At 66.0% G+C, this 26997-nt stretch carries 22 protein-coding genes; 13 read left to right on the top strand and 9 right to left on the bottom strand.

Translation table 11 applies throughout. The features are described 5' to 3' along the window. The first annotated feature begins 127 nt into the window (after positions 1-127). Together QUW00_RS07450 and QUW00_RS07445 are read left to right on the top strand one after the other, a co-directional pair. Positions 128-2635 (top strand): excinuclease ABC subunit UvrA, encoded by a 2508-nt coding sequence (locus tag QUW00_RS07450; protein WP_289613753.1) that lies wholly within the window; start codon positions 128-130, stop codon positions 2633-2635. Positions 2636-2973: 338 nt separating this feature from the next. Further along, the gene (locus QUW00_RS07445; protein ID WP_289613752.1) at positions 2974-6108 is read left to right on the top strand and encodes a vitamin B12-dependent ribonucleotide reductase; all 3135 of its coding nucleotides are present in this window, start codon (positions 2974-2976) and stop codon (positions 6106-6108) included. A gap of 136 nt (positions 6109-6244) precedes the next feature. Here QUW00_RS07445 and QUW00_RS07440 read toward each other — a convergent pair whose 3' ends face one another. The 3 genes from QUW00_RS07440 to QUW00_RS07430 all read right to left on the bottom strand — a co-directional run bounded on the left by QUW00_RS07440 (position 6245) and on the right by QUW00_RS07430 (position 7974). Then, on the bottom strand, positions 6245-6898 hold the full coding sequence (locus tag QUW00_RS07440) for an MBL fold metallo-hydrolase (protein WP_289613751.1): 654 nt from the start codon (positions 6896-6898) through the stop codon (positions 6245-6247). Between the two features lie 120 nt (positions 6899-7018). Then, positions 7019-7705 carry an SdpI family protein gene (locus tag QUW00_RS07435; protein ID WP_289613750.1) on the bottom strand — a complete coding sequence of 229 codons (687 nt, stop codon included), beginning with the start codon at positions 7703-7705 and terminating at the stop codon, positions 7019-7021. A gap of 2 nt (positions 7706-7707) precedes the next feature. Then, positions 7708-7974, bottom strand: a complete 267-nt coding sequence (locus QUW00_RS07430) for an autorepressor SdpR family transcription factor (RefSeq protein WP_289613749.1) — start codon at positions 7972-7974, stop codon at positions 7708-7710. A 144-nt stretch (positions 7975-8118) separates the two neighbouring features. On the opposite strand from QUW00_RS07430, the gene QUW00_RS07425 reads away from it, so the two are divergent. Continuing rightward, complete coding sequence (locus QUW00_RS07425; protein WP_289613748.1) at positions 8119-9270, top strand: aldo/keto reductase; 1152 nt, start codon at positions 8119-8121, stop codon at positions 9268-9270. 336 nt (positions 9271-9606) lie between these two features. Here the strand turns inward: QUW00_RS07425 and QUW00_RS07420 are convergent, their stop codons facing one another. After that, positions 9607-10128: a nitroreductase gene (locus QUW00_RS07420; RefSeq protein WP_289613747.1), complete on the bottom strand. Its 522-nt coding sequence runs from the start codon at positions 10126-10128 to the stop codon at positions 9607-9609. Positions 10129-10377: 249 nt separating this feature from the next. Beyond that, positions 10378-10818, bottom strand: a complete 441-nt coding sequence (locus QUW00_RS07415) for an Rrf2 family transcriptional regulator (RefSeq protein ID WP_289613746.1) — start codon at positions 10816-10818, stop codon at positions 10378-10380. A gap of 129 nt (positions 10819-10947) precedes the next feature. Between QUW00_RS07415 and QUW00_RS07410 the strand changes: the two genes are divergently transcribed. From QUW00_RS07410 to QUW00_RS07400, 3 genes are all read left to right on the top strand, one after another. Continuing rightward, the gene (locus QUW00_RS07410) at positions 10948-11601 is read left to right on the top strand and encodes a YczE/YyaS/YitT family protein (protein WP_289613745.1); all 654 of its coding nucleotides are present in this window, start codon (positions 10948-10950) and stop codon (positions 11599-11601) included. 204 nt (positions 11602-11805) lie between these two features. Beyond that, positions 11806-12522 carry a hypothetical protein gene (locus QUW00_RS07405; protein ID WP_289613744.1) on the top strand — a complete coding sequence of 239 codons (717 nt, stop codon included), beginning with the start codon at positions 11806-11808 and terminating at the stop codon, positions 12520-12522. A gap of 162 nt (positions 12523-12684) precedes the next feature. Continuing rightward, a complete protein-coding gene (locus tag QUW00_RS07400) occupies positions 12685-14037 on the top strand; it encodes an alpha-amylase family glycosyl hydrolase (protein ID WP_289613743.1) in 1353 nt (450 codons plus the stop codon). A 39-nt stretch (positions 14038-14076) separates the two neighbouring features. On the opposite strand, the gene QUW00_RS07395 is transcribed toward QUW00_RS07400, so the two are convergent. Then, complete coding sequence (locus QUW00_RS07395; protein WP_289613742.1) at positions 14077-15555, bottom strand: ATP-binding cassette domain-containing protein; 1479 nt, start codon at positions 15553-15555, stop codon at positions 14077-14079. A gap of 243 nt (positions 15556-15798) precedes the next feature. Then, a complete protein-coding gene (locus tag QUW00_RS07390; protein ID WP_289613741.1) occupies positions 15799-16626 on the bottom strand; it encodes a fructosamine kinase family protein in 828 nt (275 codons plus the stop codon). Positions 16627-16813: 187 nt separating this feature from the next. On the opposite strand from QUW00_RS07390, the gene QUW00_RS07385 reads away from it, so the two are divergent. Then, the gene (locus tag QUW00_RS07385) at positions 16814-17149 is read left to right on the top strand and encodes a hypothetical protein (protein WP_289613740.1); all 336 of its coding nucleotides are present in this window, start codon (positions 16814-16816) and stop codon (positions 17147-17149) included. A 124-nt stretch (positions 17150-17273) separates the two neighbouring features. Here QUW00_RS07385 and QUW00_RS07380 read toward each other — a convergent pair whose 3' ends face one another. Continuing rightward, entirely contained in the window at positions 17274-17993 is a 720-nt protein-coding gene (locus QUW00_RS07380; RefSeq protein ID WP_289613739.1) for a helix-turn-helix domain-containing protein, read from the bottom strand. Between the two features lie 225 nt (positions 17994-18218). Here QUW00_RS07380 and QUW00_RS07375 point away from each other — a divergent pair, with 225 nt between their 5' ends. The 5 genes from QUW00_RS07375 (at position 18219) to glyA (ending at position 24987) form a co-directional block, all read left to right on the top strand. Beyond that, positions 18219-18788, top strand: coding sequence for an ArsR/SmtB family transcription factor (locus QUW00_RS07375; protein WP_289613738.1), 570 nt, complete (start codon positions 18219-18221; stop codon positions 18786-18788). A gap of 193 nt (positions 18789-18981) precedes the next feature. Next, positions 18982-20175, top strand: a complete 1194-nt coding sequence (locus tag QUW00_RS07370; RefSeq protein ID WP_289613737.1) for an MFS transporter — start codon at positions 18982-18984, stop codon at positions 20173-20175. A 342-nt stretch (positions 20176-20517) separates the two neighbouring features. After that, the gene (locus QUW00_RS07365; RefSeq protein WP_289613736.1) at positions 20518-22668 is read left to right on the top strand and encodes a PTS transporter subunit IIABC; all 2151 of its coding nucleotides are present in this window, start codon (positions 20518-20520) and stop codon (positions 22666-22668) included. A 108-nt stretch (positions 22669-22776) separates the two neighbouring features. Then, a complete protein-coding gene (locus QUW00_RS07360) occupies positions 22777-23625 on the top strand; it encodes a PRD domain-containing protein (RefSeq protein WP_289613735.1) in 849 nt (282 codons plus the stop codon). 111 nt (positions 23626-23736) lie between these two features. Next, on the top strand, positions 23737-24987 hold the full coding sequence (glyA, locus tag QUW00_RS07355; RefSeq protein ID WP_289613734.1) for a serine hydroxymethyltransferase: 1251 nt from the start codon (positions 23737-23739) through the stop codon (positions 24985-24987). 360 nt (positions 24988-25347) lie between these two features. On the opposite strand, the gene QUW00_RS07350 is transcribed toward glyA, so the two are convergent. After that, the gene (locus QUW00_RS07350; RefSeq protein WP_289613733.1) at positions 25348-25518 is read right to left on the bottom strand and encodes a DUF6724 family protein; all 171 of its coding nucleotides are present in this window, start codon (positions 25516-25518) and stop codon (positions 25348-25350) included. 130 nt (positions 25519-25648) lie between these two features. On the opposite strand from QUW00_RS07350, the gene serS reads away from it, so the two are divergent. Beyond that, entirely contained in the window at positions 25649-26941 is a 1293-nt protein-coding gene (gene serS, locus QUW00_RS07345; RefSeq protein WP_289613732.1) for a serine--tRNA ligase, read from the top strand. The last annotated feature ends 56 nt before the right edge of the window (positions 26942-26997 follow it).

Here is a 26997-nt window from a genome sequence, read left to right as displayed (position 1 = left end):
AGATGTGTATAAGAGACAGGTTTCAACCCATTTGGGGTTGAACCAACCCCAAATGGGTTGAAACGAACACGTCCCCAACCAACCCCTCTATGCACCCTATACTTGATTCATTGCGAAAGGGGAGCCCATGGAGCGCAAAGGATACAGGCAGCCGACCCGCATCGAGGTGCGCGGAGCCCGCGTGCACAACCTCAAGAACATCGACGTCAATATCCCGCTGAACCGGCTCGTGGGCATCGCCGGCGTGTCCGGTTCGGGCAAAAGCTCGCTGGCGCTCGGCACGCTCTACGCGGAGGGGTCGCGCCGCTACCTGGATGCGCTATCCACCTATACGCGCCGCCGCATCGCGCAGACCGGCCGCGCCACGGTTGACGAGGTCCTGCATGTGCCTGCCGCGCTCGCCCTGCGCCAGCGCCCGGGCATTCCCGGCGTGCATTCGACCTTCGGTACCTCGACCGAGCTGCTCAACTACCTGCGCCTTTTGTTCTCGCGCGTGGGCAGCCACGTGTGTCCCAACGGGCATCGCGTCGTGCCCTCCATGGACGTTGCCCTCGGACAGATGACGACCTGCCCCGTCTGTGGCGTGCAGTTCATGGGGCAGGGCGCGGAGGACCTGGCGTTTAACAGCGCGGGCGCCTGTCCGACGTGCGGCGGCACGGGTATCGTGCGCACCGTTGACGAGGCGACGCTCGTACCCGACGAGAGCATCTCCATCGACGACGGTGCGGTGCTACCGTGGGGCTCGCTTATGTGGGACCTCATGAAGCAGGTGTGCGGCGCGATGGGCGTGCGCACGAACGTGCCGTTTTGCGAGCTCACGCCCGAGGAGCGCGACATCGTGTTCCACGGGCCGGCGGTCAAGAAGCACATCCTGTACCACCCCAAGAAGGGCGACGACTTCGCCGAGCTGGACTTCACCTATTTCAACGCCGTCTACACGGTGGAAAACGCGCTGTCCAAGGCGAAGGACGAGAAGGGCCTGGCGCGCGTGTCCAAGTTCCTACGCGAGGACGTGTGTCCCGACTGCCACGGCACGCGCCTGTCCGAGCGGGCGCGCAGCGTGCTTGTCGACGGCATGACGCTCGCGGACGTTGCCGCCATGACGCTCGATGAGCTGGCGGCCTGGGTACCGACGGTGCCCGCGCTCGTTGCCGAGGACATGCGGCCCATGGCGCAGGCGATCTGCGCCGAGATGGCCGAACCCATGGAGCGGCTGCAGCAGCTGGGTCTGGGGTATCTGTCGCTCGACCGCGCGAGCTCGACGCTCTCGACCGGCGAACGCCAGCGCGTACAGCTGGCCCGCGCCGTGCGCAACCGCACGTGCGGGGTGCTCTACGTGCTGGACGAGCCGTCGATCGGCCTGCATCCCTCCAACGTCGAGGGCCTGCTCGGTGTGGTGGACGATCTGCTCGCCGACGGCAACTCGGTGGTGCTCGTGGACCACGACGTGCGCGTGCTGCGAAGCGCGGGCCATCTGATCGAGATCGGCCCCGGTTCGGGTGCGGACGGCGGGCGCATCGTTGCGCAGGGCACGGTGGCCGAGGTGGAGGCTTCGCCCGAGACGCGCATCGGGCCGTTTCTGTCCGGCGCGCGTTCCGTGCGCGTGCGCGAGCGCGCGGCGGCAGACGAGGTGTTCGAAGGCGGCGCCATTCACCTGGATACCGATGCCATCCATACGGTAAAGCCGCTGTCGGTCGATATCTCGCGCGGGCGGCTCACGGCGGTCACAGGCGTGTCGGGCTCGGGTAAGACGACGCTGGTGCTGGAGAGCCTCATCCCCGGCTTGCGGGCCGCCATTGCGGGGGAGCCGTTGCCGGCGCACGTGCGCGCGGTGGAGGCGGATGGCATCCTGCGCGCGAACCTCATCGACGCCACGCCCATCGGCGCCAACGTACGTTCCACGGTGGGGACGTATTCGGGCGTGCTCGACGATTTGCGCCGCGCGTACGCCAAGCTGCCCGAGGCGCGCGAGCGCGGCCTTAAGGCGGGGGCGTTCTCGTACAACACGGGCAGCCTGCGCTGCCCCACGTGCGACGGCACCGGGCAGATCTCACTCGATGTGCAGTTTCTACCGGACGTCGACATCCCGTGCCCGGACTGCGGCGGAACGCGCTACGCGAAGGCGGCCGACGCCATCAGGCTTGCGGGCGACATCCCCTTGCCGGAGCTGCTGTCCTACACCGTCGAACAGGCGCGCGAGGTGCTGGCGGAGACGAATCTGCGCACGGCAAAGGCCAAGCTGCAGGTTCTACACGACCTGGGGCTCGGCTACCTGACGCTCGGCGAGGCCACGCCGGCGCTGTCGGGCGGCGAGGCGCAGCGCCTCAAGCTCGCAAGCGAGCTTACGCGCAGCCAGACAGACGCCCTGTTCGTCTTCGATGAGCCCACGATCGGCCTGCATCCGCTCGACGTGGAGGTGCTGTTGCGCGTGCTGCAGCGGCTGATCGACAACGGGGCTACCGTGGTGGTGATCGAGCACGATCTGGATATGATCGCCAACGCCGACTACGTGATCGACATGGGCCCGGGCGGCGGCGAGGGCGGCGGGCGCATCGTGTGCGCCGGTACGCCCGAGCAGGTCGCCGCTTGCCCCGACAGCATCACCGGCCGCTACATCGCCGAAGAGCTCGCGTGACGTCGGGCCGCGGCGTGACATCGGACCGGATGTTTTTCGCGTCAGCCTTGCATTCAGATGACGATTGAGGGCGCGGTTCCGTCAACGGTTCCGCGCCCGCTCCCGGGTCAACATACTGTACTCGCCTGAGCTGCGGCTCAACCATGCAGCCTGCGCGTTTATCGTTCTGAAACACAAGATATAGTGATACCGTTTACAGAAGCGAACAATATATTGATAAACCTTCAAGGTGAACTTGATAGAATCAGTATCGCTGGCTCCCGCAATGCCGTGCCGGCCTGAAAACATGTCCACGCAACGTGACATATTTACCCTACCCGATGAGAGCGAGGTAGCACATGGTCCAAGCAATCGACGAACTCATCACGCGGCGCTTCACCGCAGAGCTCGACAAGCCCGAAAACGCCGGAAAGACCGTATACGATCTGTTCACGTGGGCAAAACGCGACGTGCATCTGACCGACTACAAGACCGGCAAGGTCCTGTGCGACATGCACGACCTCGAGTTCCCGGAGCGCTACTCGCAAAACGCCGTGGACATCATCGCGTCCAAGTACTTCCGCCGCGCCGGCGTGCCTGAGACGGGTCACGAGACGTCGATGCGCCAGGTGGCGCACCGCATGGTCGACTTCTGGGTCGCCGCCCTGGTCGAGGAGGGCCTGGTCGAGGAGGGCGAGCAGGCGCAGGTCCTGTACGACGAGCTCGTCTACATGATCTTGGACCAGCGCTTCGCGCCCAACTCGCCGCAGTGGTTCAACACGGGCCTCGGGCGCTCCTATGGCATCCATGGCGAGCCCCAGGGCATGTTCTATGTCGACCCAGCGACCGGCAAGGTCGTGGAGTCGGCTGACCAGTACACGCGCACGCAGGCGAGCGCCTGCTTCATCGTGAGCGTCGAGGACAAGCTGCTCGGCGACCACTCCATCTCCGACGAGTTCGTGACCGAGACCAAGCTGTTCAAGGGCGGCTCGGGCACCGGCTCCAATTTCTCCGCGCTGCGCGCCGAGGGCGAGCATCTGTCGGGCGGCGGCGTGTCCTCCGGCGTCATGAGCTTCCTGCGCGGTCTGGACCGCAACGCCGACGCCATCAAGAGCGGCGGCACCACGCGGCGCGCGGCCAAGATGGTGTGTCTGGATATCAACCACCCCGATATCGAGAAGTTCATCACCTGGAAGGCGCGCGAGGAGGACAAGGCGCTCGCCCTCATGAAGATGGGCTACGACGGCGACATCAACGGCGAGGCCTATGCGACCGTGTCCGGCCAGAACTCCAACAACTCGCTGCGCATCGACAACGAGTTCATGAAGAAGGTCGACAACCTCGCGGACGATCCCGATGCGACGTACCGCCTGCGTGGGCGCGTGGACCCCTCCAAGGACGCCGAGGTGTCGGTCGCCCATATCTGGGACGTCTTCAACGAGAGCGCCTGGCGCTGCGCCGATCCCGCGCCGCAGTTCTCGGATACGTTCAACGAGTGGCACACGTGCCCCGCCGGCGAGGACGGCCAGGTGGGCGCCCCCTACAACAGGCTGAACTCGACGAACCCCTGCGGCGAGTACGCGTTTTTGGACGACTCGAGCTGCAATCTGGGCTCCATCAACGTCTACCGCTTCTTCGACCCTGCGACCGGCACCTTCGATGTCGAGGGCTACGAGCATGCGATCGATATCGCCCAGCTGGCGCTCGAGGCCTCCATCGCGTGGGGGCAGTTCCCCACGCGCGACATCGCGCGCCGGACGTATCGCTTCCGCACGACGGGCCTGGGCCTGTCCAACCTGGCGAGCCTGCTCATGGCGAGCGGCGTGCCCTACGATTCGCCCGAGGCGCGTGCGCTCGGCGCGGCGCTCGTGGGCACGCTGACCGGCCGCAGCTATGCCGTGTCTGCGCTCATGGCCGCCAAGGTAGGGCCGTTTGACTGCTACGAGATCAACCGGGACCACATGGCGCGCGTGATCCGCAACCACGCCCGCGTCGCCGGCGCACGCGACGACGCATACGAGAATCTGACGGTCCAGCCACCCGCGGTCGACCTCGGCCTGCTCGAGCAGGTGGGCGCGTCCGAGCTCGCCGGTGCGCTCGTCGAGTCCTGGCGCGACGCAGAGCGCCTGGGCGAAGAGCACGGATTCCGCAACGCGCAGGTGAGCGTCATGGCGCCCACGGGCACCATCTCGTTTGCCATGGATTGCGGTGCCACGTCCATCGAGCCGTTCTTCAGCCACATGATCTACAAGAAGCTCTCCGGCGGCGGCTTCATGACCATCGCCAATCCCGTGATCGGCGACGCCCTGCGCCATTTGGGTTACGCCGACGATGAGGTCGAGGAGATTCTGGCCTACGTGCAGGCGACCGACGACGCCGGCATGATCGTCGACGGCAAGATCGAGGGCGCGCCGCACCTGCGCGACGAGGACCTGCCGGTGTTCGACACCGCCAACGTGTGTGGATCAGGCGAGCGCTACATCGACCCGCGCGGGCACGTGCTCATGGTCGCCGCGATGACGCCGCTTATCTCGGGTGCCATCTCCAAGACGGTGAATCTGCCGAATTCCGCGACGGTGCAGGACTTCAAAGACGTGGTCATGCTCGCCTGGAAGACGGGCTGCAAGGGCATCACGCTCTACCGCGACGGTTCCAAGAACGCGCAGCCGCTCAACAACTCGCTGACCGAGGACGCCGGCGATAAGGATCTGGGAGAACTGTCCTACGCTGCGCTGCTCGAGTACGCGCAGGGCGCCCAGCAGCAGCTGGCAAGCGCGCGCCAGCCCGCTCAGCGCCGGCGCATCATGGGCATCCGTAGCGGCCATACGCACCTGGCGCAGATCGACGGCGTCAAGATCTACACCACGGTGAACCGCAACGAGGACGGCGAGATCTCGGAGCTGTTCGTGACCACCGACCGCGAGGGCACGACCATCATGGGCCTGCTCAACTCGCTGTCCAAGACGATCTCGGTCATGCTGCAGTACGGCATCCCCGCCGAGCGGATTTCCAAGATGTTGCGCGGCCAGATGTACGAGCCCTACGGCTTCGTGCAGAGCCATCCCTACATCAAGTACGTCAATTCGATTTCGGACCTGATCTCCAAGGTCATCGATATCGAGCTCGGGGACTTCACGCGCGTGCAGATCAAGCCTGAAGGGTGGTCTCAGGTGGCGGGCGCCGTGCCCGCGCCCGCTGCGGCGGCCCCCGCGGCGGCAGATCCGCTGTTCGATGACGAGCCGGCCGTGAGCGACGAGGAGCTGACGCGCCTTACGGCCGTCAAGCAGGACGAGGTCCTCGAGGAAACCGGCGCCTTCGACAGCGGTGACGCCTACACCATGGCCTTCGTGAACGAGGCGGTACACGATACCGCGATCCACGGCGAGCGCCTGTACGACGGCAGCACCTGCCCCAACTGCGGCAGCTCGCGCATGGTGCAAAACGGCACCTGCAAGGTCTGCATGGACTGCGGTACCACCACCGGCTGCAGCTGATAGGGTTCATCTAACCTGTTCGGCCCGGTGCGGTGCCCGATCTTGACGCTTGCTTTTCTTTCGCGTCAAGGCCGGGCGCTGCGCCGGGCCGTTTTCGTTGCGGACGGGGGCTCCTGCCGCGGGTGCGGCGTCGCCGCTAGAGCTTGAGGACGACCTCGATATCGGGATTCACGAGCTCGGCGAACGCGTGCGGGTCGTCCATGGAGCCCACGATGGAGCCGTAGTGGGTGGGGATGACCGTGCGCGGCTGGATGGTGTTGATGAAGCCCGCCGCCTGGCGCGGATCCATGGTGTAGGTGCCGCCGATGGGGATGAGCGCGATGTCGCAGGAGACCTGCAGGGTATCGGGGTTGGGGTCGGTGTCGCCCGCGACGTAGATGCGCGTGCCGTCGACGGTGACGACGTAGCCGATCCAGGCGTTGTCGTGCGGGTGGAAGCCGAGGCGCTCGGGCTCGACGTTGTAGGCGGCAACGGCCTCGACGGAGATGTCGGCAAACTCGATGCGCTCACCTACCTGCATGAGGTGGACGGCGGAGCACGCGGCCTTGGGAGCCTCGTCTTTCATGGTCGCCGGTGCGACAAGCTCGGTGGTTGCCTTGGCCACGCGCGCGATGTCCTCGGGCGAGAAGTGGTCGTAGTGGGCGTGCGTCACAAGGACGTAGTCGGCATCGTGCGGTTCGGTGTCGACCTTGAACGGGTCGAAGTAGATGACGGTGCCCGCTTCGCTTTGGATGCGGATGCAGCTGTGCACGAGTACGTCGATATGGTCGAGATTGAAGGTGTTCGCCATGGTCATCGGTCCTTTCTGGACGAAGGGTCGAGCAAAGACGCTCGTAGACCATGGTACCCATTCCTCCGCGAGGCCAGCCGACGCACGCGGCGCTTCTTTGATCCGGGCGCGTCTTTGCGGCTACTCGGCGGGCGTGAGCTTTTTCCAGATGACGTAGGAGTACACGCCGGCGATGGCGGTCACGCCGAGAATCGCTACGAGCATGATCGCAAACGACACCTCGGGCGCCGTCAGGGCGACGAACGCTGCGACAAGGGTCGCGATGCCAGCGGCGACGAACAGCGGACCCGACATGCGATGCGTGCGCCGCCAGACCTCCTCGCTGGCGATCGTCCACGGCGTGCGGATGCCGAAGGTGTAGTTGGGCTTGACGCGCGGCAGGTAGTTGCCCAGGCCGATCAGCAGAAGCCCGAGGAAGCCGAGAACGAACGCGCTCACCGGGCTCTTCTCGCTCGAGAGAAGCCCCCATGCGGTGAGCGGTCCCATCCAGGTCACGCCGACCATGAAGATGACGAGCGCCGCGGTAAACGTCCGATAGATGCCGGCGAAGCGGTCGAAGTTGCGCCCTTTGGGGTCGATGCGCGGGAGGACGAGGAAGAGTGCGAACATCGCGAGCGGCAGGGCCGCCAAGACGATCTGGCTCTCCTTGCTGCTCCACTTGTCGATTTCGCCCGTGATGCCCCAATGGCTGGGAAGCTGGTCGGGCATGGTGGGCAGCAGGCAGAGAAAGGCTACAAGATTTCCGACCGCGATGAGCGCGATGGCGATCCAGACGGCGCGTTCGCCCGCCGAAAGGTTGCGTTTCATGGTCAGTTCTCCTTGTCCGTGATGTTGTAGAACCACGCGATGATGTCCTGCAGAACCGTCGTCTCGAGGCTGTACACGATGTTGCGTCCGTGGCGCTCGGAGCTGACGAGGCCCGCCTCGCGCAGCACGTCCAGGTGATGCGAGAGAGTCGCCTTGGTCATGTCGAAATGCTCGCCGAGCTCGCCGGCGGTGAGGTCGCCCGAGCCCAACAGCTCGAGGATCTTGCGCCGCGTGGGGTCGGAGAGCGCCTTGAATCCGTCGCCTGCCATCGTGTCCTCCTCTCGCCGTGCAGTATACCCCTAACAGTTCGATAAGTATCTAACTATTTGAAAGATTTCGTTTGCTCGTGGGCGATGTCGGCTGATACGCTGGAACCGTAACACGTAGGTGGCTGTTCGTCGTCAGGAGGGACCATGCGCTATCGCGAACTGGGAAAGACCGGGCTGCAGGTCAGCGAGATCGGATTCGGTGGCGAGTGGATGGACGGCACGCCGGAAGCGACGCGGGCGGTGGTTAAGCGCGCGCACGATGCCGGCATCAACATCCTGGACGTATGGATGCCCGATCCCACGCGCCGCTCCAATCTGGGCGACGCCTTGCGCGACCTTGGCCTGCGCGAACGCTGGGTGATCCAGGGGCATCTGGGGTCGACCTGGCAGGGCGAGCAGTATGTGCGCACGCGCGACCTGGCGCACGTCAAGCCGGCGTTCGAGGACTTGCTCGCGCGCTTTCACACCGACTATATGGACCTCGGCATGGTCCACTACGTGGACCAGGTGGCGGAGTTCGAGCAGATCATGGCCGGTCCGTTCATGGAATACGTGCGTGAGCTGCAGGGTTCGGGCACGGTGCACCATGTGGGCATGTCGACGCATAACCCGCAGGTGGCAAAGCTCGCCGCGGCCGAGCCTGCGATCGAGATGATCCTGTTCTCCGTGAACCCGGCCTTTGACATGATGCCCGCGACCGAGAACCTGGACGACCTGTTCGGCGAGGCGGGCGAGCAAAGCGCGGTCGACGGTATGACGCCGGAGCGCGCGGAGCTCTATGCCCTGTGCGAGCAGACGGGCACCGGTATCACGGTCATGAAGGGCTATATGGGTGGGCGCCTGTTCGATGCGAAGACCTCGCCGTTCGGCGTGGCGCTCGCGCCGGTGCAATGTTTGGAGTACGCGCTCACCAGGCCCGCGGTGGCGAGCGTGATGGTGGGCTTCACCACGCCCGAGCACGTGGACGAGGCGGTTGCGTACGAGACGGCCTCGGCCGACGAGCGCGACTACGCGCGGGTGCTTGCCGGCGCGCCGCGCCATGCGTACGTGGGCCAGTGCACGTATTGCGGCCATTGCGCCCCGTGCCCGAGCGGCATCGACATCGCGACGGTCAACAAGTTCTACGACCTGGCGACGATGTATGACGATGTGCCGGATTCCCTGCGCGAGCACTATCGTGCGCTGGGCGCGACGGCGGCTTCGTGCGTGGCCTGCCGGGCATGCGAGAGCCGCTGTCCGTTCGGGGTCAAGATCGCGGACAAGATGGCCCGTGCGGCCGAGCTGTTCGGCTGTTAGGGAGAAAGCGCGGGCTACGGCAGCGTCTCCTGGGGTACCAAAGTTGGCACGGCCGCCTTCGGCCGTTCGTTTTCGTCGATGTGGTCACGAGACGACGATAATTGTCAGCGAGGGGCTGTGCGACGGTCCATCTGGAGCCCCGCGGAGTCCAAAACAGAGGGCCTCCGCCGCGTCATTCGGCGAAGGCCCTCTCGTTCCTGCGGTTTTCTTGTCCCGATCTCGCCTTGAAGGAAGGTGGATACCCCGCAGACAGCCAGACAGGGTGTTCATTAATTGCTGGAATGGACAGTTATCGTCCTCTCGTGACCAAATCTTGCGACACGAACGGCCGCGGGCTTATGCGATGCGGTAGACGTAGTCCTCTTTGCGCGGCTTAGGCGCAGGTTCGTCTCCGTCGGCGTAGCCGAGGATGCAGTGACCGATGCCCTCGTAGTCGTCGGCGTCCAGACCGAGCGTGGCCAGCAGCTCGTGGCCTTCGGGCAGCTCGAACTCCTCCTTGGCGCGATGGATCCAGCAGCTGGCAAGCCCCAGCTCATGGGCGGCGTTCATGAGGTTGCCCATCACGAGGCTGCCGTCGTAGACGTGGGTGGGGATGTCCTTGCGCGCGAGTACGACGAGCACGACCGGCGCGCCGTAGAACGGGTCGGTGTCGGCGCCCATGATCTTGGCGTTGAGGGCGGATAGCCGGTCACGCACCTCCTTGTCGGTGATGGCGACGATGATGGGGGATTGGCGTCCCATGCCGGTCGGCGCGTAGGTGCCGGCCTCGAGGATCTTGTCGAGAGCCTCAGCGGGTACGGCGTCGGGCTTGTAGGCGCGGACGCTGCGGCGGGTGTTCAGAGCTTCGAGTGTGTTCATACGGCCTCCTTCGTCGTGTGCGGTCATGGAGGTTTGTACCCATCTGGATGCGGAAGGCCGCCCGGCGTTAAATCACCCCAGGGGGCTTCTACATTGCCGTGGGGCTTCCCACGGCAATGTAGAAACCCCCTGGGGTGATTTAACGCCGGGCGGAGTCGGTCACTCATTTCACCCATGGGTTTGTCTCATGTAGATGCCCGTAACTGAAACAAACCCATGGGCACAAATCAGAGACGTGGCATCGCCTACTCACTTGTCCTGCTCGGCGACGAGCGTGTCGATGCGGTTGAGCAGGTCGGCGAGGGTAGTCTGCGCGAGACGGTTTTCCAGGGCGGCCTGCGCCGCGTCGAGCTCGCCGTCGAGCACCGCGTGCACGTTGCGCCCGACCGGGCAGGCGGGGTTAGGGCCCTCATGGAAGTTGAACAGGTGCTCCTCGCTGCTTTCGACCGCGCGATACACGTCGAGTAGCGTGATCTGCTCGGCATCGCGCGCCAAGGTGGCGCCGCCGAGTCCCATCTCGACCTCCACGAGCCCAGCGTCTTTGAGCTGGCCGAGAACGCGACGGATGACAACGGGGTTGGCGTTCACGCTTTTCGCGATAAACGTCGAGGTCGCGCGCTGTTCCGGTGCAAAGTGCCCGATGGCGAGCAGTGTGTGGACGGCCATGCTGAAGCGAGTCGAGATCTGCATGACGGCTCCTTTCGTTTATGCGAAAACATGAGACGCGTTTTCGCATCCCCGTATCTATCTTCGCGCTTACCCCGTTCCATCAGGGGGTCGTTTGCTTTAGTATCAAAGATTCCATGGAGAGGGGGCGCGATGGCGCAGTTTGCGAGCGATACGTCCGGGCGGAGCCTGGGCGACTGGGCAAAGGCCCTGATCATCCTTCTGATCGGCCTGACCGTGGCGCATTTGGGCGTCACGCTGTTCTTGCAGTCGGCGCTCGGCACCGATACGTTCACGGTGTTCATTCAGGGCCTGTCGCGGGTCTTCCATCTGACGGTCGGCACGGTCCACGTGATCGTGCTGTGCATCCTCATGGTGCTCATGCTGCTCACCACCAAGGGCTACGTCAAGCCGGGTACCGTGGTCTGCGCGTTTTGCGGCGGCCCCATCATCGACCTGTTCACCTGGATGCTGCAGGGCGTCATCAACGAGGCCTCTCCCATGGCGCTGCGCGTCATCAGCATGCTCGTGGGCTGCGCGGTGCTCGCCCTCGGCATGTCGATCGTCATCAACAGCAACGCGGGCACCGGCCCCAACGATCTCGTCGCCATCATCCTGTCCGACAAGCTGGAGAAGATCGAGTTTCGCTGGGTGCGCGTGGGCTGCGACCTGTTCTTCGTGGCCGCGGGCTTCGTGCTCGGCGGTACCGTGGGCGTGGGCACGGTGGTCGCGGCGTTTTGCACCGGTCCGCTCGTGCAGTTCTGGCTGCCCAAGACCGCAGCCCCCATCCGCGCGATGGGAATATAGGGGCAAGTGGGACAAAGGTGCCTGTCCCTTTTTCCCACCGGCGGGAAAATGGGGACAGGCACCTTTGTCCCGCCAATGCCGCTGGCCGCCGCGCGGCGTCCGTTCGGCGGCGCACGCGATAGGCTCTTGCATCCCGCGCTGACCGCGCTATCATGACGCAACCCTCGAAAACGAGGTGTCGGTTCGGCTCCAAGGAGGCGTGCCATGGACGCGCAGACGGGTGGGTTCATCACCTGTTTACTGGTTGGGCTGCTGGTCGGTGCGTGCGGGGTGTATATGCTCGTGACGGGCAACGCCCGCATCATGCATAGCTATCATTACACCGCGACGCCGCCTGCGAAGATGCCCTCACTTGCCCGTTGGTCGGGCGCCGGCATGCTGGCGTGCGGCATCGGCTGTGCGCTGCTCGCTCCCGCGACAGGGATGCCGGAGTGGCTTTCCATCGTCGGCATCGTGCTGCTCGTGGCGGGTCTTGCCCTGACGTTCGGCGCGATCATGCATTTCAATGGGTCGCTGTTCTCGTTTGCGGGCGCCGGTGGCGATGCGCGCGCATCCGAGGGTTCATCGCGGGCGCTCGTCACGGGGCTCGGCGTCGTGGTCGCCGTGATCGGCTGCGCCGTCACGGTCGTGCCGGGCGCGATGATGATCGCTTCGGGTGACCCGTCGGCCCTGCACAGCTATCACCTGGTGAATGTCGCTCCCGGGAACTATGCCGCGCTGGCGCGGTGGGAGGGTGCCGGCATGATCGTGATGGGTACGGGCCTTGCCGCGAGCATCGTCGGCGCGCTGCTTGGCTCGCGGTGGCGTCCCGTGCCGCGGTGGACCAAGGTGCTCACGGCTACAGGCGCCGCGGCGTTCGGTTTCGGTCTCGTGTTCATGCTGGTGGCAATCATCCATTTCAACGGGTCGCTGATGGGTTAGGGAAATTAGGGACAGGCACCATTGTGCCGCCTGGGAACCCGCCTGGGAAAAAGTGCCTGTCCCTATTTTCCCACGGTCGTCGCCAACCTCGGCCTCCGCCCGTCCCGGCCGTTGCCCGGCGGGTATACTTGCCTCGGACCATTCGATGGCAAGGAGGCTGCCATGTGGGCATACGAGACCACGTTCTATCAGATCTATCCCATCGGCTTCACCGGCGCGCCGCTGCACAACGACGGCGTGCAGGCGCATCGGATCCAACGTGTGGCCGAGTGGGCTCCCTACCTGCAAAAGCTCGGTGTGGGCGCCGTGCTGCTCAACCCCGTGTTCGAGTCGAGCGCACATGGCTACGATACGCGCGACCTGCATCGCATCGACTGCCGTCTGGGCACGAACGAGGACTTCGCCGAGGTCGTGCGCGTGCTGCACGAGCACGGTATCCGCGTGGTGCTCGATGCCGTGTTCAACCATGTGGGCCGTGAGTTCTGGGCGTTTCAGGACGTGCGCGAGAAGCGCTGGGACTCGCCCTATCGGGATTGGTTCTTCACCAACTTTGACGGCAATTCCGCGTTTGACGACGGCTTTTGGTACGAGGGCTGGGAGGGCTGCTTCGACCTCGTCAAGCTCAACCTGCGCAACCCCGAGGTGGTGGAGTACCTGCTCGACTGCGTGCGCAGGTGGCGCGCGCAGTTCATGATCGACGGGCTGCGGCTGGATGTGGCCTACTCGCTCGACCACGATTTCATGCGGCGTCTGCGCGGCGTGGCGGGCGAGCTCACGGCGGCGTCCGGACCCGAGCACGAGTTCGTGCTGATCGGCGAGACCCTGCACGGCGATTACAGCCAGCTCGTCAACGACCAGATGCTGCACTCGTGCACCAACTACGAGTGCTACAAGGGCCTGTATTCGAGCTTCAACTCGCAGAACATGTTCGAGATCGCCCATTCGCTGCATCGGCAGTTCGGCGGCGATCCTTGGTGCATCTATCGAGGACTGCATCTGCTGAGCTTTGCGGACAATCACGACGTCACGCGCCTGGCGAGCATTCTCACTGAGCCGCGCTGCATCCGGCCGGCGTACGGCGTGCTGTTCGGCATGCCGGGCATCCCGTGCATCTACTACGGCAGCGAGTGGGGGCAGACGGGCGTAAAGGGGGATCACGACGACTACGACCTGCGCCCCGAGCTTGTCGAGCCTGAGCCCAACGAGCTGACGGACTGGCTGCACGGCCTCATCGCGGCACGCCGTGGATGCCGCGCGCTTAACTACGGCACGTACCGCAACGTGGTGATTACCAACAAGCAGCTGCTGTTCGAGCGCGCGGTCGAGGCATACGGCGATCAGCCCGCCGAGCGCGTGCTCGTGGCGGTGAACGCCGTCGACGAGCCGTTCGTGCTGCAGGCGGGCGAGCTTGCGGGCACGTTCGCGGACCTGCTCGATGCGGATGCCGTGTCCGTCGAGCTCACCGGTACGCTCGAGCTCGCGCCCTTCGAGGTCCGCTACCTCGCAGCACGATAGCGACAAGATGGTGCCAGGTGCAAACTTGTCGGGTGATGCTTAGCGTTCCCGCACGGCGCCGTCGCGAACTTCCCAGGTGCGTGAGGTGCACGCATCCAGGAAAGCGTGGTCGTGGCTCACGAGTAGCAACGAGCCCGGATAGGCGGCAAGCGCACGCTCGAGCGCCTCGGTCGAATGCAGGTCCAAGTGGTTGGTCGGTTCGTCCATGATGATGAGGACGGGATGGCGCAGCATGCCGAGGGCGAGCATGAGTTTGCGCAGCTCGCCAGGGCTTGTGCGGCCGCCCTCCAGGATGCGGTCGGGGTCCGAGTTGAGCTGTGCCACAGTCGAGAGGACCTGGCCGCGTCCGGCGGGCGAAAGCTCGCGAACGGCACCGACGACCTGCGCACGTTGTTCGGCATCCAGCTCCTGCGGGATGTCGAGGACCTCAAGATCGGCGGCGAACAGCGTGCGCACGTGGGCGAGCAGCGTCGACTTGCCGGCGCCGTTGGGGCCGACGATCCCCACATGATCGGTGTTGCCGAGGTAGAGCTCGGGGATCATGAGCTCTCCGGGGCCGCAGGGGATGCGGGCCGCGGGGATGTGCGCCACGGTTTTGCGTGGGCTGGGCCGCGCGTCGAGCCACAGGTCGCCGTCGTAGCGCTTGTGGACGAAGGCGGCGTCGACGCGGGCTTTGGCGGCGGCGATCTGAGCGTTCATCTGCACCGCCTGCTTGCCGGCGGCTCCATCCTGTCCCGTGTAGATCGCAAGGTCGATCTTGGCCTTTGCCGACTTGTCTTTGGAGTCGATATGGCGCTTGCTGCGCCGCGCGGCCGCGCGCGCCGCTTCGTGGGCGCGCCGGTCCTGCTCGGCGGCAAGGCGGCCAAGCTGCTCTTTTGCCTGCGTGCGCTCGCGTGCCACCGTGGCGCGCTCCAACTCCGCCTGGCCGTGCGCCGCCGTGTAGCCGCCGGGGCGCACGACAAGGCGTCCGCCCGGTTCAAACGAAACGCAGCGGTCGACGAGCGCGTCGAGTAGATCGCGGTCGTGCGAGACGAGGATACCGATGCCGCGGAAGCGCGCAAGCGCCGCGGTGAGTTGGGCGCGGGCATCAACGTCCAGATGATTGGTCGGTTCGTCGGCAACGAGCACGTCGGGATGCTGCCACAGCGCCGTGGCGATCTGGAGTTTCTTGCGCTCGCCGAAGGAGAGCTCGTCAAAGCGCCACGGCATGTCGTCTTCGATATGGAAGATGCGCCTGAGCTCGCGCGCCTCGCGACCGTAATCCGCGGCGAAATCGTACAGACCGTCAGGGGCGCGGTCGACCTCCTGGTCGCACATCGTGCAGACGAGGCCGTGCGTGACCGATCCCGTGTCGGGCTCGAGCTGTCCGCAGGCGATGCGCGCAAGCGTGGATTTGCCGCAACCGTTATCGCCGAGCAGGCCGGTCCAGCCGACGGGGAAGGCGACGGTCACGTTTGAGAGGATGGGTTCGAGGGAGGAGGGGTAGGCGAACGACACGCCGGATAGCATAAGCTGCATAGACATACTCCTGGTGACACGCGGCACGCGCCGCGGTGGCCTCCCTGCATGCGCAGGGTTCGTCAAACGATGAGCTGTCTAGCGAATCCGCACCGTGTCCTGCCTTTCTGCCGATCCGATGGCGCCGCCACGCGCGCTGCGGGGCCCGGTACCCCACTCGGTCGACGCCCTCAGTATAGCCGACAAGATGATGCCAGGTACAAACTTGTCACGACAGGCTTGTATCCGGCGCCCTCTTGTCGGCTAGGCGTAGCGGCGGGCGATGGCGAGGGTTTCAGGGATGTAGCCGCCGCCGAACAGCACGCAATGGAGCAAGAGCGGTGCCAGCTGGTGCAGGCCCACGCGCTCGCGCCAGCCGTCGGCAAGCGGGGACGCCTCGTCGTAGCCGGCGAGCACGTCCTCGAGGAACGGATAGCCGAAGAGCTGGAGCATGGCCAAATCGGTCTCGGCGTGCCCGCCGTAGGCCATGGGATCGATGAGAGCGCCGCCGGTCGGGGCGCCTGGATCAGCGAGATAGAGGACGTTGCCCGCCCACAGGTCCCCGTGCAGCCGGGCGCACGGCGCGCCCGATTCGCGCACGAGGGCGGGCTGCGGCGCGTCAAAGGTGCCGGCTGCGACGCGTGAGGCGACCTGCTCCAGCAAGGCGGTTTCGCGCGGCCCGAACGAGCCGTCGTCGCGCAGCAGGCGCACGTAGAACATCACGCGGTATTCGGCGAAAAACGCGCCCCAGCTCGATGCGGCGCCGCGTGGGGCCCAGGGCGTCAGTGCACGGCCGATGCCCGCAGCGCTATCCGGTGTGCCGGGCGGCGGGCAGCCCCACCAGGGCGCTCCGGCGGCATGCATGCGGGCGAGGGACGATCCGGTGCGCCGCGCCGCCGCGCGCGTGGGCGCGCCTGTTTCGATGCGCTCTTCCACCAGGCGCTCGCGTGATGCTTCACGCACATGAGCGATGCGGATGCCGCCGCCGTCCTCCGCCTCGACGAGCCAGCGCAGCCCCGCCGCCTCACAGAGCAGCTCATCGCTTCCCGGCGATCCGATCTTCACAACGTTCTCTCGCTCAAACCTCGGCATACGGTCTCTCTCCCATGTAAAAACACCCTAGGGATTTTTTAACATCTTTCGTGCGTGATAGCCATCCTCCAGCGCGCCGGTCGATATACCCGGTACGTCGGGCTGAAAAGTTGGTTTATGTAGCCGACGAGCTGGGGAATCTCCCGCATAATTATAATGTTCAACCAATGATTGAGAGATAGGCATCATGGCAGCACCTGGCAAGGGGCGTACCGTCGCGATTGTTTTGCTGGTTATCTTTTTGGCGATCGGCGTCTTTTTCTTCAACTCGCTCGGCAGCAGCGTTCCGGAGGGCGTCGATAACGACGCGGTCACCTTGCGCAGCGTGACGCTTTCCGGTGATGACTACGAGGTCGTCACCATCGAGGAGGAGCTCTACGAGCTGCCGATCGACTCCACACCCGCCCACGAGATCACCGAGGGCAGCCGAGATTTCATCTCGCGCAACCGCGATGAGTTGTGGATGACGAGCGAGACGGTCGACCGCCTGGGCATCGAGGGTCTCGACGTCATCGGCGAGTAGCGAAACGCACGCGATATAACGCCCGATGCCTCTTCATGGGCCGTCAGCGGTAGAGCGGTAACACCAAAGCCCGATGGATCGCGCCGCGTCCTCGTCTGCAGCGGGGCGCGGCGTGCCGCTATCGCTACGCGTGGTTCTTGCGGCCCCACGGGTCGCGGAAATCTTCGCGCGGATCCCATGTGCGCTGGTAGAGCAGACGCCAGGCGAATATGCGGTTGGAGCACAAGATGCATGCGAAGCCGGCGAGCGCGCAAAGGGCCATGACGGTGGACGAAGCACCGAAAACGAGCGGTACCACCGAGGCGAATGCGATGAGCGCGCAGGTGAGAGCCGGTGCGAGTCGCGTTCCGCCACGCTGGCCGTACTCCGCGTAGTACCCGAACAGCTTGGCCGTGCAGAAGAGCGCCACAGCGCAATAGACGAATAGCAGCCAGGGCGACGTTTCCGGGTCGTAGGCGCGGCCCAGAGCATCCACCGCTGCCAGTCCGGCGCCCAGCAGGCAGCCAGAGGCCAGGGCGTGCTTCCACACGAGCGAGCGATCGCGCATGATGCGTGCGCCTTCGGAGGGTGTGGCCTGAGCCGCGGGCACGCCGTCGTTCAAAACGGCGCTCGCTGGAACATGACCGGAGGGACCCAACAGCTCATCGACGGTACAACCGTATACCTCGGCGAGTTGCCTGAGGTTGCCAAGGTCGGGTTGCGACTGCCCGTGTTCCCATTTCGAGATCGCCTGCCGTGTCACGCCCAAGCGAACGGCGAGCTGGCCTTGCGTGAGGCCGTGGGATTGCCGTGCGGCGCGAAGGGCTTGGGCCAGGTTGTGCGCTGGCTTACGGAGGGATGCCATGGGTGCCTCCCTGAAAGCGAATGACGTGTCACCTAGATTCTACCGACAGCGCTCGCGTGGCATACCAACAGGACGCCAAGAGGTGTCAACTGCCGGTTGCCCTGCAGGTGAGAGGCGGTGTAGCCGGGTCGGTCGCCCCAGTCTTGGGCGATCGGGAAACTGATTTCTTGACGTTGCACAATCTGTAACGTACCATACTGTGCAACAAGCAGGAAGGAGCGGACCATGCCTCAGGCGAGCCTCGATATCACCACGCGCGAACAGCTCGACATCTACATGAACCCCCAGCGTCAGCGCTTGTTGCGCGCGATGCAGGTGATGGCGCGGCCGGCCACCTGCAAGCAGCTCGCCGACGCCATGGGAATCTCGGCCTCGTCGGTTACGCATCACATGAAGAAGCTCGATACGCTCGGCCTCGTCGAGCTCGACCACACCGAGCTCATCCGCGGCATCACGGCGAAGTACTGGCGCTTTATCCCGACCGCGGTGAACGTCCGCGCCAGCGCGCGCGATGACCTGCAGGAGGAGAAGGCCTTCTTGGTCGATTACCTCCACCAGCGCACCTACGACGCCCTGCGCTCCTACATCGCCTCGCCCGAGATCGAGCGGGAGCAGAAGCTCGGCCTCACGCACGGCGACCTGCGCGACGGTTTCGTCTACCTCACCGAGGAAGAGGCGCGGCAGCTCCAGGACCAGATTGCTTCGTTTCTGGAGGCACACGAATCACCCAAGGAGGGTGCGGTGCCCTGGGAGTTCGGCCTGATGTTCTTCCCACATCGCCAAACGGAGCAATAAGCTCCGGGCGTCCGTAGGTGGCGCGCCGACCATCAACCAAAGAGCAATTCGTCCATGCGCCGTGCGCCTCGCGCAGGGCGGAGAGGGGTTTGCTATGAAAAACCAGCGCATACGACAGGGCCGGATCCGGAGGCGCAGAGCAGCGGCACGCCCTCATACTCCCGTTTTACCCTGGTCACACGCCGCGGTGTTCTTGCTGCTCAACGCAAGTGTTGGGCTTGAGACCCCGGTGCTTGCGCTCATGTTGCTCGCGCGCGGTGCGACGCTGGGGACGCTTCCGCTCGTGATGGGCGTCACGCTGGTGGTGACCGCCGTCTGCGAGGTGCCGAGTGGGATCGCCGCCGATGCCTGGGGTCGCCGCAGGCTGTTCTGCTGGGCGATGGCCCTGCAGATTGCAGCGCATCTTGTGCTGTTGCTGCCGGCGAGCATCGTCGTCGTCGCGGTGTCGAGCGCGCTTCGCGGCCTCGCGCTCGCCGCGCGCACGGGTACGCTCGAGGCGATCGAGATAGATCGTGCGGTGGAGCGACATACCGACGCGACCGAGCGGTGCACGGCACTGGATGCGCTGAACGGAAGGCTCGCCCTGCTCGAGTCCGCCGGGTGCGGCATCGGGGCGCTTGCCGGAGGGCTGCTGGCATCGCTCGATGCGCGCTACGTGCTTCTTATCTGGTGCGTTGTGCTTGTCAGCGCCTGCGCGCTCGCGGGTGCGCTTCTGCTCTATCCTTCCGACGAGAGCGGACGGGCCGCGACGCACCACAGCGCCAGGCAGGTGCTGGCGGATATGCGGGGCCTGCTCGCCGTGCCCGGGGATGTCCGGCTGGTGCTCGTGCTGTCGGCGTCCGCCGGCGTGATCATGCTGACGGTCGAGACATATTGGCAGCTTTCGTTCCAGCAGCTGGCAGGCTCGGGGAGCGTGTGGATGCTCGGGCCGGTCAACTGCGTGGGCATGGTCGCCGCAGCGGCGGGAAGTGCCGCGGCGATGCGCGCGGGATCTGCGTTCTCGCAGGCGCTGGGCCACGGAGGTCGATGCAGGCTCTATCTGCTGCTGCACGCCGCGGCCGCCCTTTGCCTGCTGGTCCTCGGGGCAGCCCCCGGCATCGGCCCTTTTGTTGTCGGGTACGCGCTGTACTACGTGTGCATCGCCGCGCGAAGCGTTATCGAGCAGACGGTCTTGCACAACGCCGTGCCGTCGCAGGAGCGCGCGAGCATGGCCTCCGTCCAATCCCTTTCGCTGCGCGGCGGCGGCGCGCTCGCGTCGGCGGCGGGTGCAGGAGTGATCGCCGCATGTGGCGTTCCGGGCACCTGGCCGGCATTCGCCGTCCTCGCCCTGCTTCTGGAGCTCGTTGCTTTCAGGGGAAAGGACGGCGAGCACACGAAGCGAAAGTAGGTTCCGAGCGTGCAACTCAAAATGGCTACGATGCCGTTCACCTCCGAATTTCCGCCGTTCGCCGTGCTGTCTCTTCCGTTGGTTTATCCGAGCACGGCAGAATGACACCTAATCGCATACGTAAGGCGTGTTACTGGTAGGCAGGCACTAACCTTCGGCTTTCGAGGCGGCGCAAGCGTCGCGGACATGTCGTCGGTCGGTGCTTTTTTCATGCCGGCATATCGCTTCCGCCCAGCGCATCTTGCAACTCTTTCGCCTCCTCCAAGCCAGCGACGTTCGGTCCGGGTCATCCCGGAATCATCCGCGCCCGTCATCAGGGCGCATGGACGCTAGGAGGCGTACATGAAGGACAAGATCTTCGGCATCCTTCAGCGCGTGGGGCGCAGCTTCATGCTCCCCATCGCGGTTCTGCCCGTAGCGGGCCTGCTCATGGGCCTGGGCAGCTCGTTCACGAACGAGACGACGCTCGCGACCTACAACCTGCTCGGGGTCATGGGCCCGGGCACCGTCGCATGGGACGTCTTCACCGTCCTGTCCGCGTGCGGCGGCGTGATCTTCGACAACCTGCCGCTCATCTTCGCCGTGGGCGTGGCCATCGGCATGGCCCGCGCCGAGAAGGAGGTCGCGGCGCTCTCGGCCGCGGTGGCGTTCCTCGTCATGCATTCGGCCATCTCCGCCATGATCGACGTGACCGGCGGCGTGGACCAGTTCATCGACGGCGCCACGGCGAGCGTGCTCGGCATCACCTCGCTGCAGATGGGCGCCTTCGGCGGCATCATCGTCGGCCTCGGGACCTCGGCGCTGCACAACCGCTTCTACAAGATCCAGCTCCCGCAGGCCCTGTCGTTCTTCGGCGGGTCGCGGTTCGTGCCCATCATCTCCACCGTGGTCTTCACCTTCGTGGGCATCGCCATGTTCTTCGTATGGCAGCCCGTCCAAGACGGCATCAACGCGCTCGGCTACGCGGTGGCCAGCGCCGGCCCCGTGGGCGTGTTCCTGTTCGGCATGATCAAGCGCCTGCTCATCCCCTTCGGCCTGCATCACGTGTTCTACCTGCCGTTCTGGCAGACCGCGGTGGGAGGCTCCATGGAGGTCGCCGGCCAGATGGTCTACGGCGCCCAGAACATCTTCTTCGCCCAGCTCGCCGACCCGACCGTCACCCATTTCTCGACCGCTGGCACCTGGTGCTTCACCGGTGAGTTCGTCCTGTACATCTTTGCCTTCCCGGGCGCCGCGCTCGCCATGTATCGCTGCGCCCGCCCCGAGCGCAAGAAGGCCGTGGGCGGCCTGCTGCTCTCCGCGGCGCTCACCTCGATCCTGACCGGCATCACCGAGCCGCTCGAGTTCTCCTTCCTCTTCGTGGCCCCCGTGTTGTTCGGCATTTCCGCGGTGTTCGCGGGCCTCGCCTACATGCTGTGCTCCATCCTGAACATCACCGTGGGCCTGACCTTCTCCGGCGGCTTCCTCGACCTGTTCATGTTCGGTATCCTGCAGGGCAACGACAAGACGAGCTGGCTGCTCATCATCCCGCTGGGCCTCGCGTTCTTCGCCGTCTACTACCTGCTTTTCACCTTCCTGATCAAGAGGTTCGACTTCAAGACGCCCGGCCGCGAGGAGGGCGACGCCGAGACGAAGCTCTACACCAAGGCCGATTACAACGCCCGCAAGGAGGGCGCCTCCGCCGACGGCGCGCCCGCCGGCTCCGCCGACGACGAGCGCTCGGCCCAGATCGCCGCGGGTCTGGGCGGCGCGGCCAACATCCGCGACGTGGACTGCTGCGCCACCCGCCTGCGCGTGACCGTGCATGACGGCGGCAAGGTCGACGAGGGCCTGCTCAAGGCCAGCGGCGCCGCGGGCGTGATCCGTCGCGGCGAGGGCGTGCAGGTGGTGTACGGCCCGCAGGTGAACGTCATCAAGACGAACCTCGAGGCGTATCTCACCGCCCTGCCCGCCGAGACCCCGGCGGCTCCCGAGGCCGACGCCCCCGCGGCCGGTGCCGACGCGCCCGCCGAGAAGCGCGAGCCGGTGCGTACCATCGTGCTGAAGAGCCCGCTCGCGGGCGAGGCCCTCTCCATCACCGCCTGCCCCGACCAGGTCTTCGCCGAGAAGATGATGGGCGACGGCGCCTGCGTGGTCCCGGCGGTCGGCGAGCTCGTGGCCCCCTGCGATGCCAAGGTCGCCTTCGTGTTCGAGACCAAGCACGCCGTGGGCCTCGAGCTGCCGGACGGCACGGGGGTGCTCTGCCACGTGGGCATCGACACCGTCAAGCTCGGCGGCGAGGGCTTCACCGCTCACGTCGGGCAGGGCGACGAGGTCAAGTGCGGTGATACACTGTTGACGTTCGACCTGGACTTCATCCGCGGCCATGCGCCCAGCATCTCCACGCCGGTGCTCGTCACCGACATGGGCTCCGACCGCGCGGTGCGCCAGCTGGCGTTCGGCCGCGTGGAGCCGGGAGACGACCTGCTCGCCGTCGACGTGTTCGAGTCGTAGGCCCGCGCGCCGACCGTGTGCCCGCGCCCGCCGGATGCGCATGAGCGACCGTCCGGCGGGCGCCTTACCGTCCGCCCAGACCCTGAGGACCGCAGAAGGGGTGCGCCCATGTACCGAGTCACCAAGCCGCTCAACCACAACGCGCTGCTCGCTTTCAACACGGAGGACGGGCGCGAGTACCTGGCGGTGGGGCGCGGCGTGGGGTTCGGTCGGCGTCCGGGCGAGCGCGCCGAGGCCTTGGGGGAACCGGGCGAGGTGCAGTTCTACCTGCTCTCCCAGCCCGCCGAGGGCCGGGGGACGACGCGCGAGCTCGTCGAGCGGATCGACCCGGCGGTGCTCGACGCGGCCGAGGGGATCTGCGAGGACGTGCGCGCCGCGTTCGGCGCCGTCGACCCCAAGATGCTGCTGCCGCTCGCCGACCACCTCGCCTTCGCGGTCGCGCGGGCCCGCGAGGGCGGTGCGCTGGCGAACCCGCTCACCGAGGACATCCGCGCGCTGTTCCCCCGGGAGTTCGAGGTGGCCCGCCGCGGCGTCGAGGCGCTCGAGCGCGCGCTCGGCGTGCATCTGGGCGATGACGAGATGGGGCTCGTGGCGCTGCACGTCCACTCCTCCCTCGATGCGGTCCATGTGAGCCAGGCCATGGAGGTGGCGCAGCTCACGCGCGCGTGCATCGACGCGGTCGAGCGCATCACCGGCAGCTCGATCGATGTCGCCTCCTACGATTACAACCGCCTCATGACCCATGTGAAGTACATGGCGACGCGCATCCTGCGCGGCGAGCGGTTGAGCATCGACGTGAACGGCACCATCCGGGCGAGCGCGCCCGAGAGCTACCGCGCCGCGGCGGCCGTGTGCGCCGAGATGGAGCAGCGCTTCGGCGAGCCGGTGAGCGAGCTCGAGGTCGGTTACCTCGCCATGCACATCGCGCGCGTCGTCGGGGAGTCCGCCGCCCGCTGAGGCGCCGCGGGTTTCCGCGCCGGCTGTCGAATGCCTCTGGTATCCCGCCGCGTTCCGGCGTAGGCTGGGAGGACCGCGCGCCCGCCGCGCACCCCGGATGAAGGAGGCTCCATGGCGTTCGAACGGCTCCAGGAAACCGACCCCGTGCTCTCGGGCATGATCGATGCGGAGCTCGCGCGCCAGCGCGACTCCATCGAGCTCATCGCCTCGGAGAACTTCACGAGCCCGTCCGTCATGGAGGCGGTCGGCAGCGTGCTCACCAACAAGTACGCCGAGGGCTATCCCGGCCGGCGGTATTACGGCGGATGCGAGCGGGTCGACGCGGTCGAGGACCTCGCCCGGAGCCGCGCCTGCGAGCTGTACGGCTGCGCCTTTGCCAACGTCCAGCCCCATTCGGGCGCGAACGCCAACCTCGCCGCCTACGCGGCGCTCATCGAGTCGGGCGACACGGTGCTCGGCATGAGCCTCGACCAGGGCGGGCACCTGACGCACGGCAGCCCGGTCAACTTCTCGGGCAGGCTGTACCGTTTCGTCCCCTACGGGTTGGACCTCGAGACCGAGACCATCGACTACGACGCGCTCGAGCGCCTGGCGCGCGCCGAGCGCCCGGCGCTCATCGTGGGCGGCGCCTCGGCCTACCCGCGCACCATCGACTTCGAGCGCCTGGCAGATATCGCCCATGCGGTGGGCGCCCGCCTCATGGTCGACATGGCCCATATCGCCGGCCTCGTGGCGACGGGCGCGCACCCCTCGCCGGTGGGCGTGGCGGATGTCGTGACCTCGACGAGCCATAAGACCCTCCGCGGCCCGCGCGGGGGCTTCATCTTGACGGACGACGAGGGCCTGGCGCGGGCCATCGACAAGGCGGTGTTCCCCGGGACCCAGGGCGGCCCGCTCATGCACGTGATCGCCGGCAAGGCGGCCGCGTTCGGCGAGGCGCTGACGCCCGGGTTCGCAACATATATAGAGCATGTGGTGGAGAACGCCGCGGCGCTGGGGGAGGGGCTTGCCGAGGGCGGGCTCCGCCTGGTCTCCGGCGGGACGGACAACCATCTGTGCCTGGTGGACCTCACGCCCGCGGATGTGACGGGAAAGGACGCCGAGCGCCTGCTCGAGGACGTGGGCATCACGGTGAACAAGAACGCGATCCCCGGCGAGCCGCGGTCGCCCTTCGTCACGAGCGGGATCCGCGTGGGGTCGGCGGCGGCCACGACGCGCGGCTTCACCGCGGACGAGTTCCGCGAGATCGGCGGCCTGATCGCGCGCGTCGTGTTCCATGCGGGCGACGCCGCGGCGCTCGACGCGGTGCGCGCCCGGGTGGCCGAGCTCCTCGCGGCCCATCCGCTCTACCCCGGGATCTGATGGGTCGGTTGGGGACGGGTTCGTTTCTGGTGAATTTGGGGACGGAGTCGTTTCGGTTCATTTGGGTCATTTGGGGACGGGGTCGTTTCAACTCATGGACCGGGGTCGTTGCAACCCATGCGTGCGCAAGGTGACGGGAGTCCGGGCGGATCGGTGCCCGCGCGCGTCACGCATGGCACGCGACCCGTCCGTCGCGGACGTCCCAGACGCCCGAGGTGCAGGCTCGCAGGAACGCGCGGTCGTGGCTCACCAGCAGCAGCGCCCTCTTTCACGATCTCCTCTGACGACGAAGGGCGGCCCCGCCCAGCGGTGCCGCCCTTCGGATGCGTGCGCGCGATGCCGGCCCTCCGGCTGCCGTCCCTAGCCCCAGAAGTCGTCGTCGCCGTCCTCGCTCGGTCCGCGGTCGACATAGATCTTGTGCGTGCGCTTCTCGAGCACGAACGCGACGATCGCAAAGATGGCGACGCCCGCTATGAAGAGCACGGCAACGCCCTCACGGGTGCCAAACAAAAAGGAAAAAAACGCGTCCATGTGATGCCTTCTCGCCTTCTCGGTCTAGGAAAAACTCTCACAAGTATATACTGGCGAAAGCACAGTCATGCCGCTCGTCCCAATTGCACATCAAGCGCATGCGGACGGGGGCGCAGCAACCGGAGGTACCATGCTTGACATTAAGTACGTTCGCGAGAATCCCGACGCGATCGATACCGCCATGGCAAATCGTCAGACCTCGTGGGATCGCGAGAAGTTCTTCGCGCTCGACGACGAGCGCCGCGCTGTGATCACCGAGGTCGAGGAGCTGCAGGCCACGCGCAACGCCGAGTCCAAGAAGATCGGCGTCCTCATGCGCGAGGGCAAGCGCGACGAGGCCGAGGCCGCCAAGGAGGCCGTGCGCGAGGTCAACGAAAAGATCGACGGTCTTGCATCCCGTCGTTCGGACCTCGAGGCTCAGCTCACCGACTTCATGGCGCATCTGCCCAACCTGCCCTACGAGGCCACGCCGGTGGGCGTGGACGAGACCGAGAACCCCGAGCGCCGTCGCTGGGGCACCCCGCGCGATTTCGCTGCCGAGGGCTTCGAGGCCAAGCCGCACTGGGACCTGGGCACCGACCTGGGCATCCTCGATTTCGAGCGCGGCGCCAAGCTGTCCGGCGGCCGCTTCACCGTGCTGTCGGGTGACGGCGCGACGCTCGACCGCGCGCTCGAGAGCTTCTTCCTCAACACGCATCTTGCCGCGGGCTTCCGCGAGTTCATTCCGCCGGTGGTCGTGAACCGCGAGATCATGTACGGCACGGGCCAGCTGCCCAAGTTCGAGGACGACGCCTATCACGTGGGCGACGATCAGTTCCTGATCCCCACCGCCGAGGTCGTGCTCACCAACCTGCACGCCGGCGAGGTGCTCGACGCCGCCGACCTGCCGCTGTGGTACACCGCGGGCACGCCGTGTTTCCGCGAGGAGGCGGGCTCTGCCGGCCGCGATACGCGCGGCATCATCCGCCAGCACCAGTTCACCAAGGTCGAGATGGTGAAGTTCGCCACGCCGGAGACCTCCGACGACGAGCTCGAGTCCATGGTCGCCGAGGCCGAGCACATCCTGCAGCTGCTCGAGCTGCCCTACCGCGTGATCAGCCTGTGCACGGGCGACCTAGGCTTCTCGGCGCGCCAGACCTACGATATCGAGGTGTGGCTGCCGAGCTACAACAGCTACAAGGAGATTTCCTCGTGCTCCAACTGCGGTGACTTCCAGGCGCGTCGCGCAAACATCAAGTACCGCGACCCCGAGCATTTCAAGGGCACGCGCTTCGTGCACACGCTGAACGGCTCCGGCCTGCCCACCGGTCGCACCATGGCCGCCATCATGGAGAACTACCAGAACCCTGACGGCTCCATCACCATCCCCGAGGTGCTGCGTCCCTACATGGGCGGACGCGAGCGCATCGAGCCGCGCGCATAGGAAAACGCGACATCTGCTGTATGAGAAGCGGCGGCCGGTTTCGTACCGGCCGCCGC

This window comes from Collinsella tanakaei (assembly GCF_030373545.1).
Lineage (GTDB): Bacteria > Actinomycetota > Coriobacteriia > Coriobacteriales > Coriobacteriaceae > Collinsella > Collinsella tanakaei_C.
The sequence above is the reverse complement of the archived record's forward strand: the minus strand, read 5'-3'. Positions and strand labels throughout refer to the sequence as shown.

Coding starts and splice junctions, on each gene's coding strand:
- QUW00_RS07450 (WP_289613753.1), top strand. CDS start 128: ATGGAGCGCAAAGGATACAGGCAGCCGACCCGCATCGAGGTGCGCGGA.
- QUW00_RS07445 (WP_289613752.1), top strand. CDS start 2,974: ATGGTCCAAGCAATCGACGAACTCATCACGCGGCGCTTCACCGCAGAG.
- QUW00_RS07440 (WP_289613751.1), bottom strand. CDS start 6,898: ATGGCGAACACCTTCAATCTCGACCATATCGACGTACTCGTGCACAGC.
- QUW00_RS07435 (WP_289613750.1), bottom strand. CDS start 7,705: ATGAAACGCAACCTTTCGGCGGGCGAACGCGCCGTCTGGATCGCCATC.
- QUW00_RS07430 (WP_289613749.1), bottom strand. CDS start 7,974: ATGGCAGGCGACGGATTCAAGGCGCTCTCCGACCCCACGCGGCGCAAG.
- QUW00_RS07425 (WP_289613748.1), top strand. CDS start 8,119: ATGCGCTATCGCGAACTGGGAAAGACCGGGCTGCAGGTCAGCGAGATC.
- QUW00_RS07420 (WP_289613747.1), bottom strand. CDS start 10,128: ATGAACACACTCGAAGCTCTGAACACCCGCCGCAGCGTCCGCGCCTAC.
- QUW00_RS07415 (WP_289613746.1), bottom strand. CDS start 10,818: ATGCAGATCTCGACTCGCTTCAGCATGGCCGTCCACACACTGCTCGCC.
- QUW00_RS07410 (WP_289613745.1), top strand. CDS start 10,948: ATGGCGCAGTTTGCGAGCGATACGTCCGGGCGGAGCCTGGGCGACTGG.
- QUW00_RS07405 (WP_289613744.1), top strand. CDS start 11,806: ATGGACGCGCAGACGGGTGGGTTCATCACCTGTTTACTGGTTGGGCTG.
- QUW00_RS07400 (WP_289613743.1), top strand. CDS start 12,685: ATGTGGGCATACGAGACCACGTTCTATCAGATCTATCCCATCGGCTTC.
- QUW00_RS07395 (WP_289613742.1), bottom strand. CDS start 15,555: ATGCAGCTTATGCTATCCGGCGTGTCGTTCGCCTACCCCTCCTCCCTC.
- QUW00_RS07390 (WP_289613741.1), bottom strand. CDS start 16,626: ATGCCGAGGTTTGAGCGAGAGAACGTTGTGAAGATCGGATCGCCGGGA.
- QUW00_RS07385 (WP_289613740.1), top strand. CDS start 16,814: ATGGCAGCACCTGGCAAGGGGCGTACCGTCGCGATTGTTTTGCTGGTT.
- QUW00_RS07380 (WP_289613739.1), bottom strand. CDS start 17,993: ATGGCATCCCTCCGTAAGCCAGCGCACAACCTGGCCCAAGCCCTTCGC.
- QUW00_RS07375 (WP_289613738.1), top strand. CDS start 18,219: ATGCCTCAGGCGAGCCTCGATATCACCACGCGCGAACAGCTCGACATC.
- QUW00_RS07365 (WP_289613736.1), top strand. CDS start 20,518: ATGAAGGACAAGATCTTCGGCATCCTTCAGCGCGTGGGGCGCAGCTTC.
- QUW00_RS07360 (WP_289613735.1), top strand. CDS start 22,777: ATGTACCGAGTCACCAAGCCGCTCAACCACAACGCGCTGCTCGCTTTC.
- glyA (WP_289613734.1), top strand. CDS start 23,737: ATGGCGTTCGAACGGCTCCAGGAAACCGACCCCGTGCTCTCGGGCATG.
- QUW00_RS07350 (WP_289613733.1), bottom strand. CDS start 25,518: ATGGACGCGTTTTTTTCCTTTTTGTTTGGCACCCGTGAGGGCGTTGCC.
- serS (WP_289613732.1), top strand. CDS start 25,649: ATGCTTGACATTAAGTACGTTCGCGAGAATCCCGACGCGATCGATACC.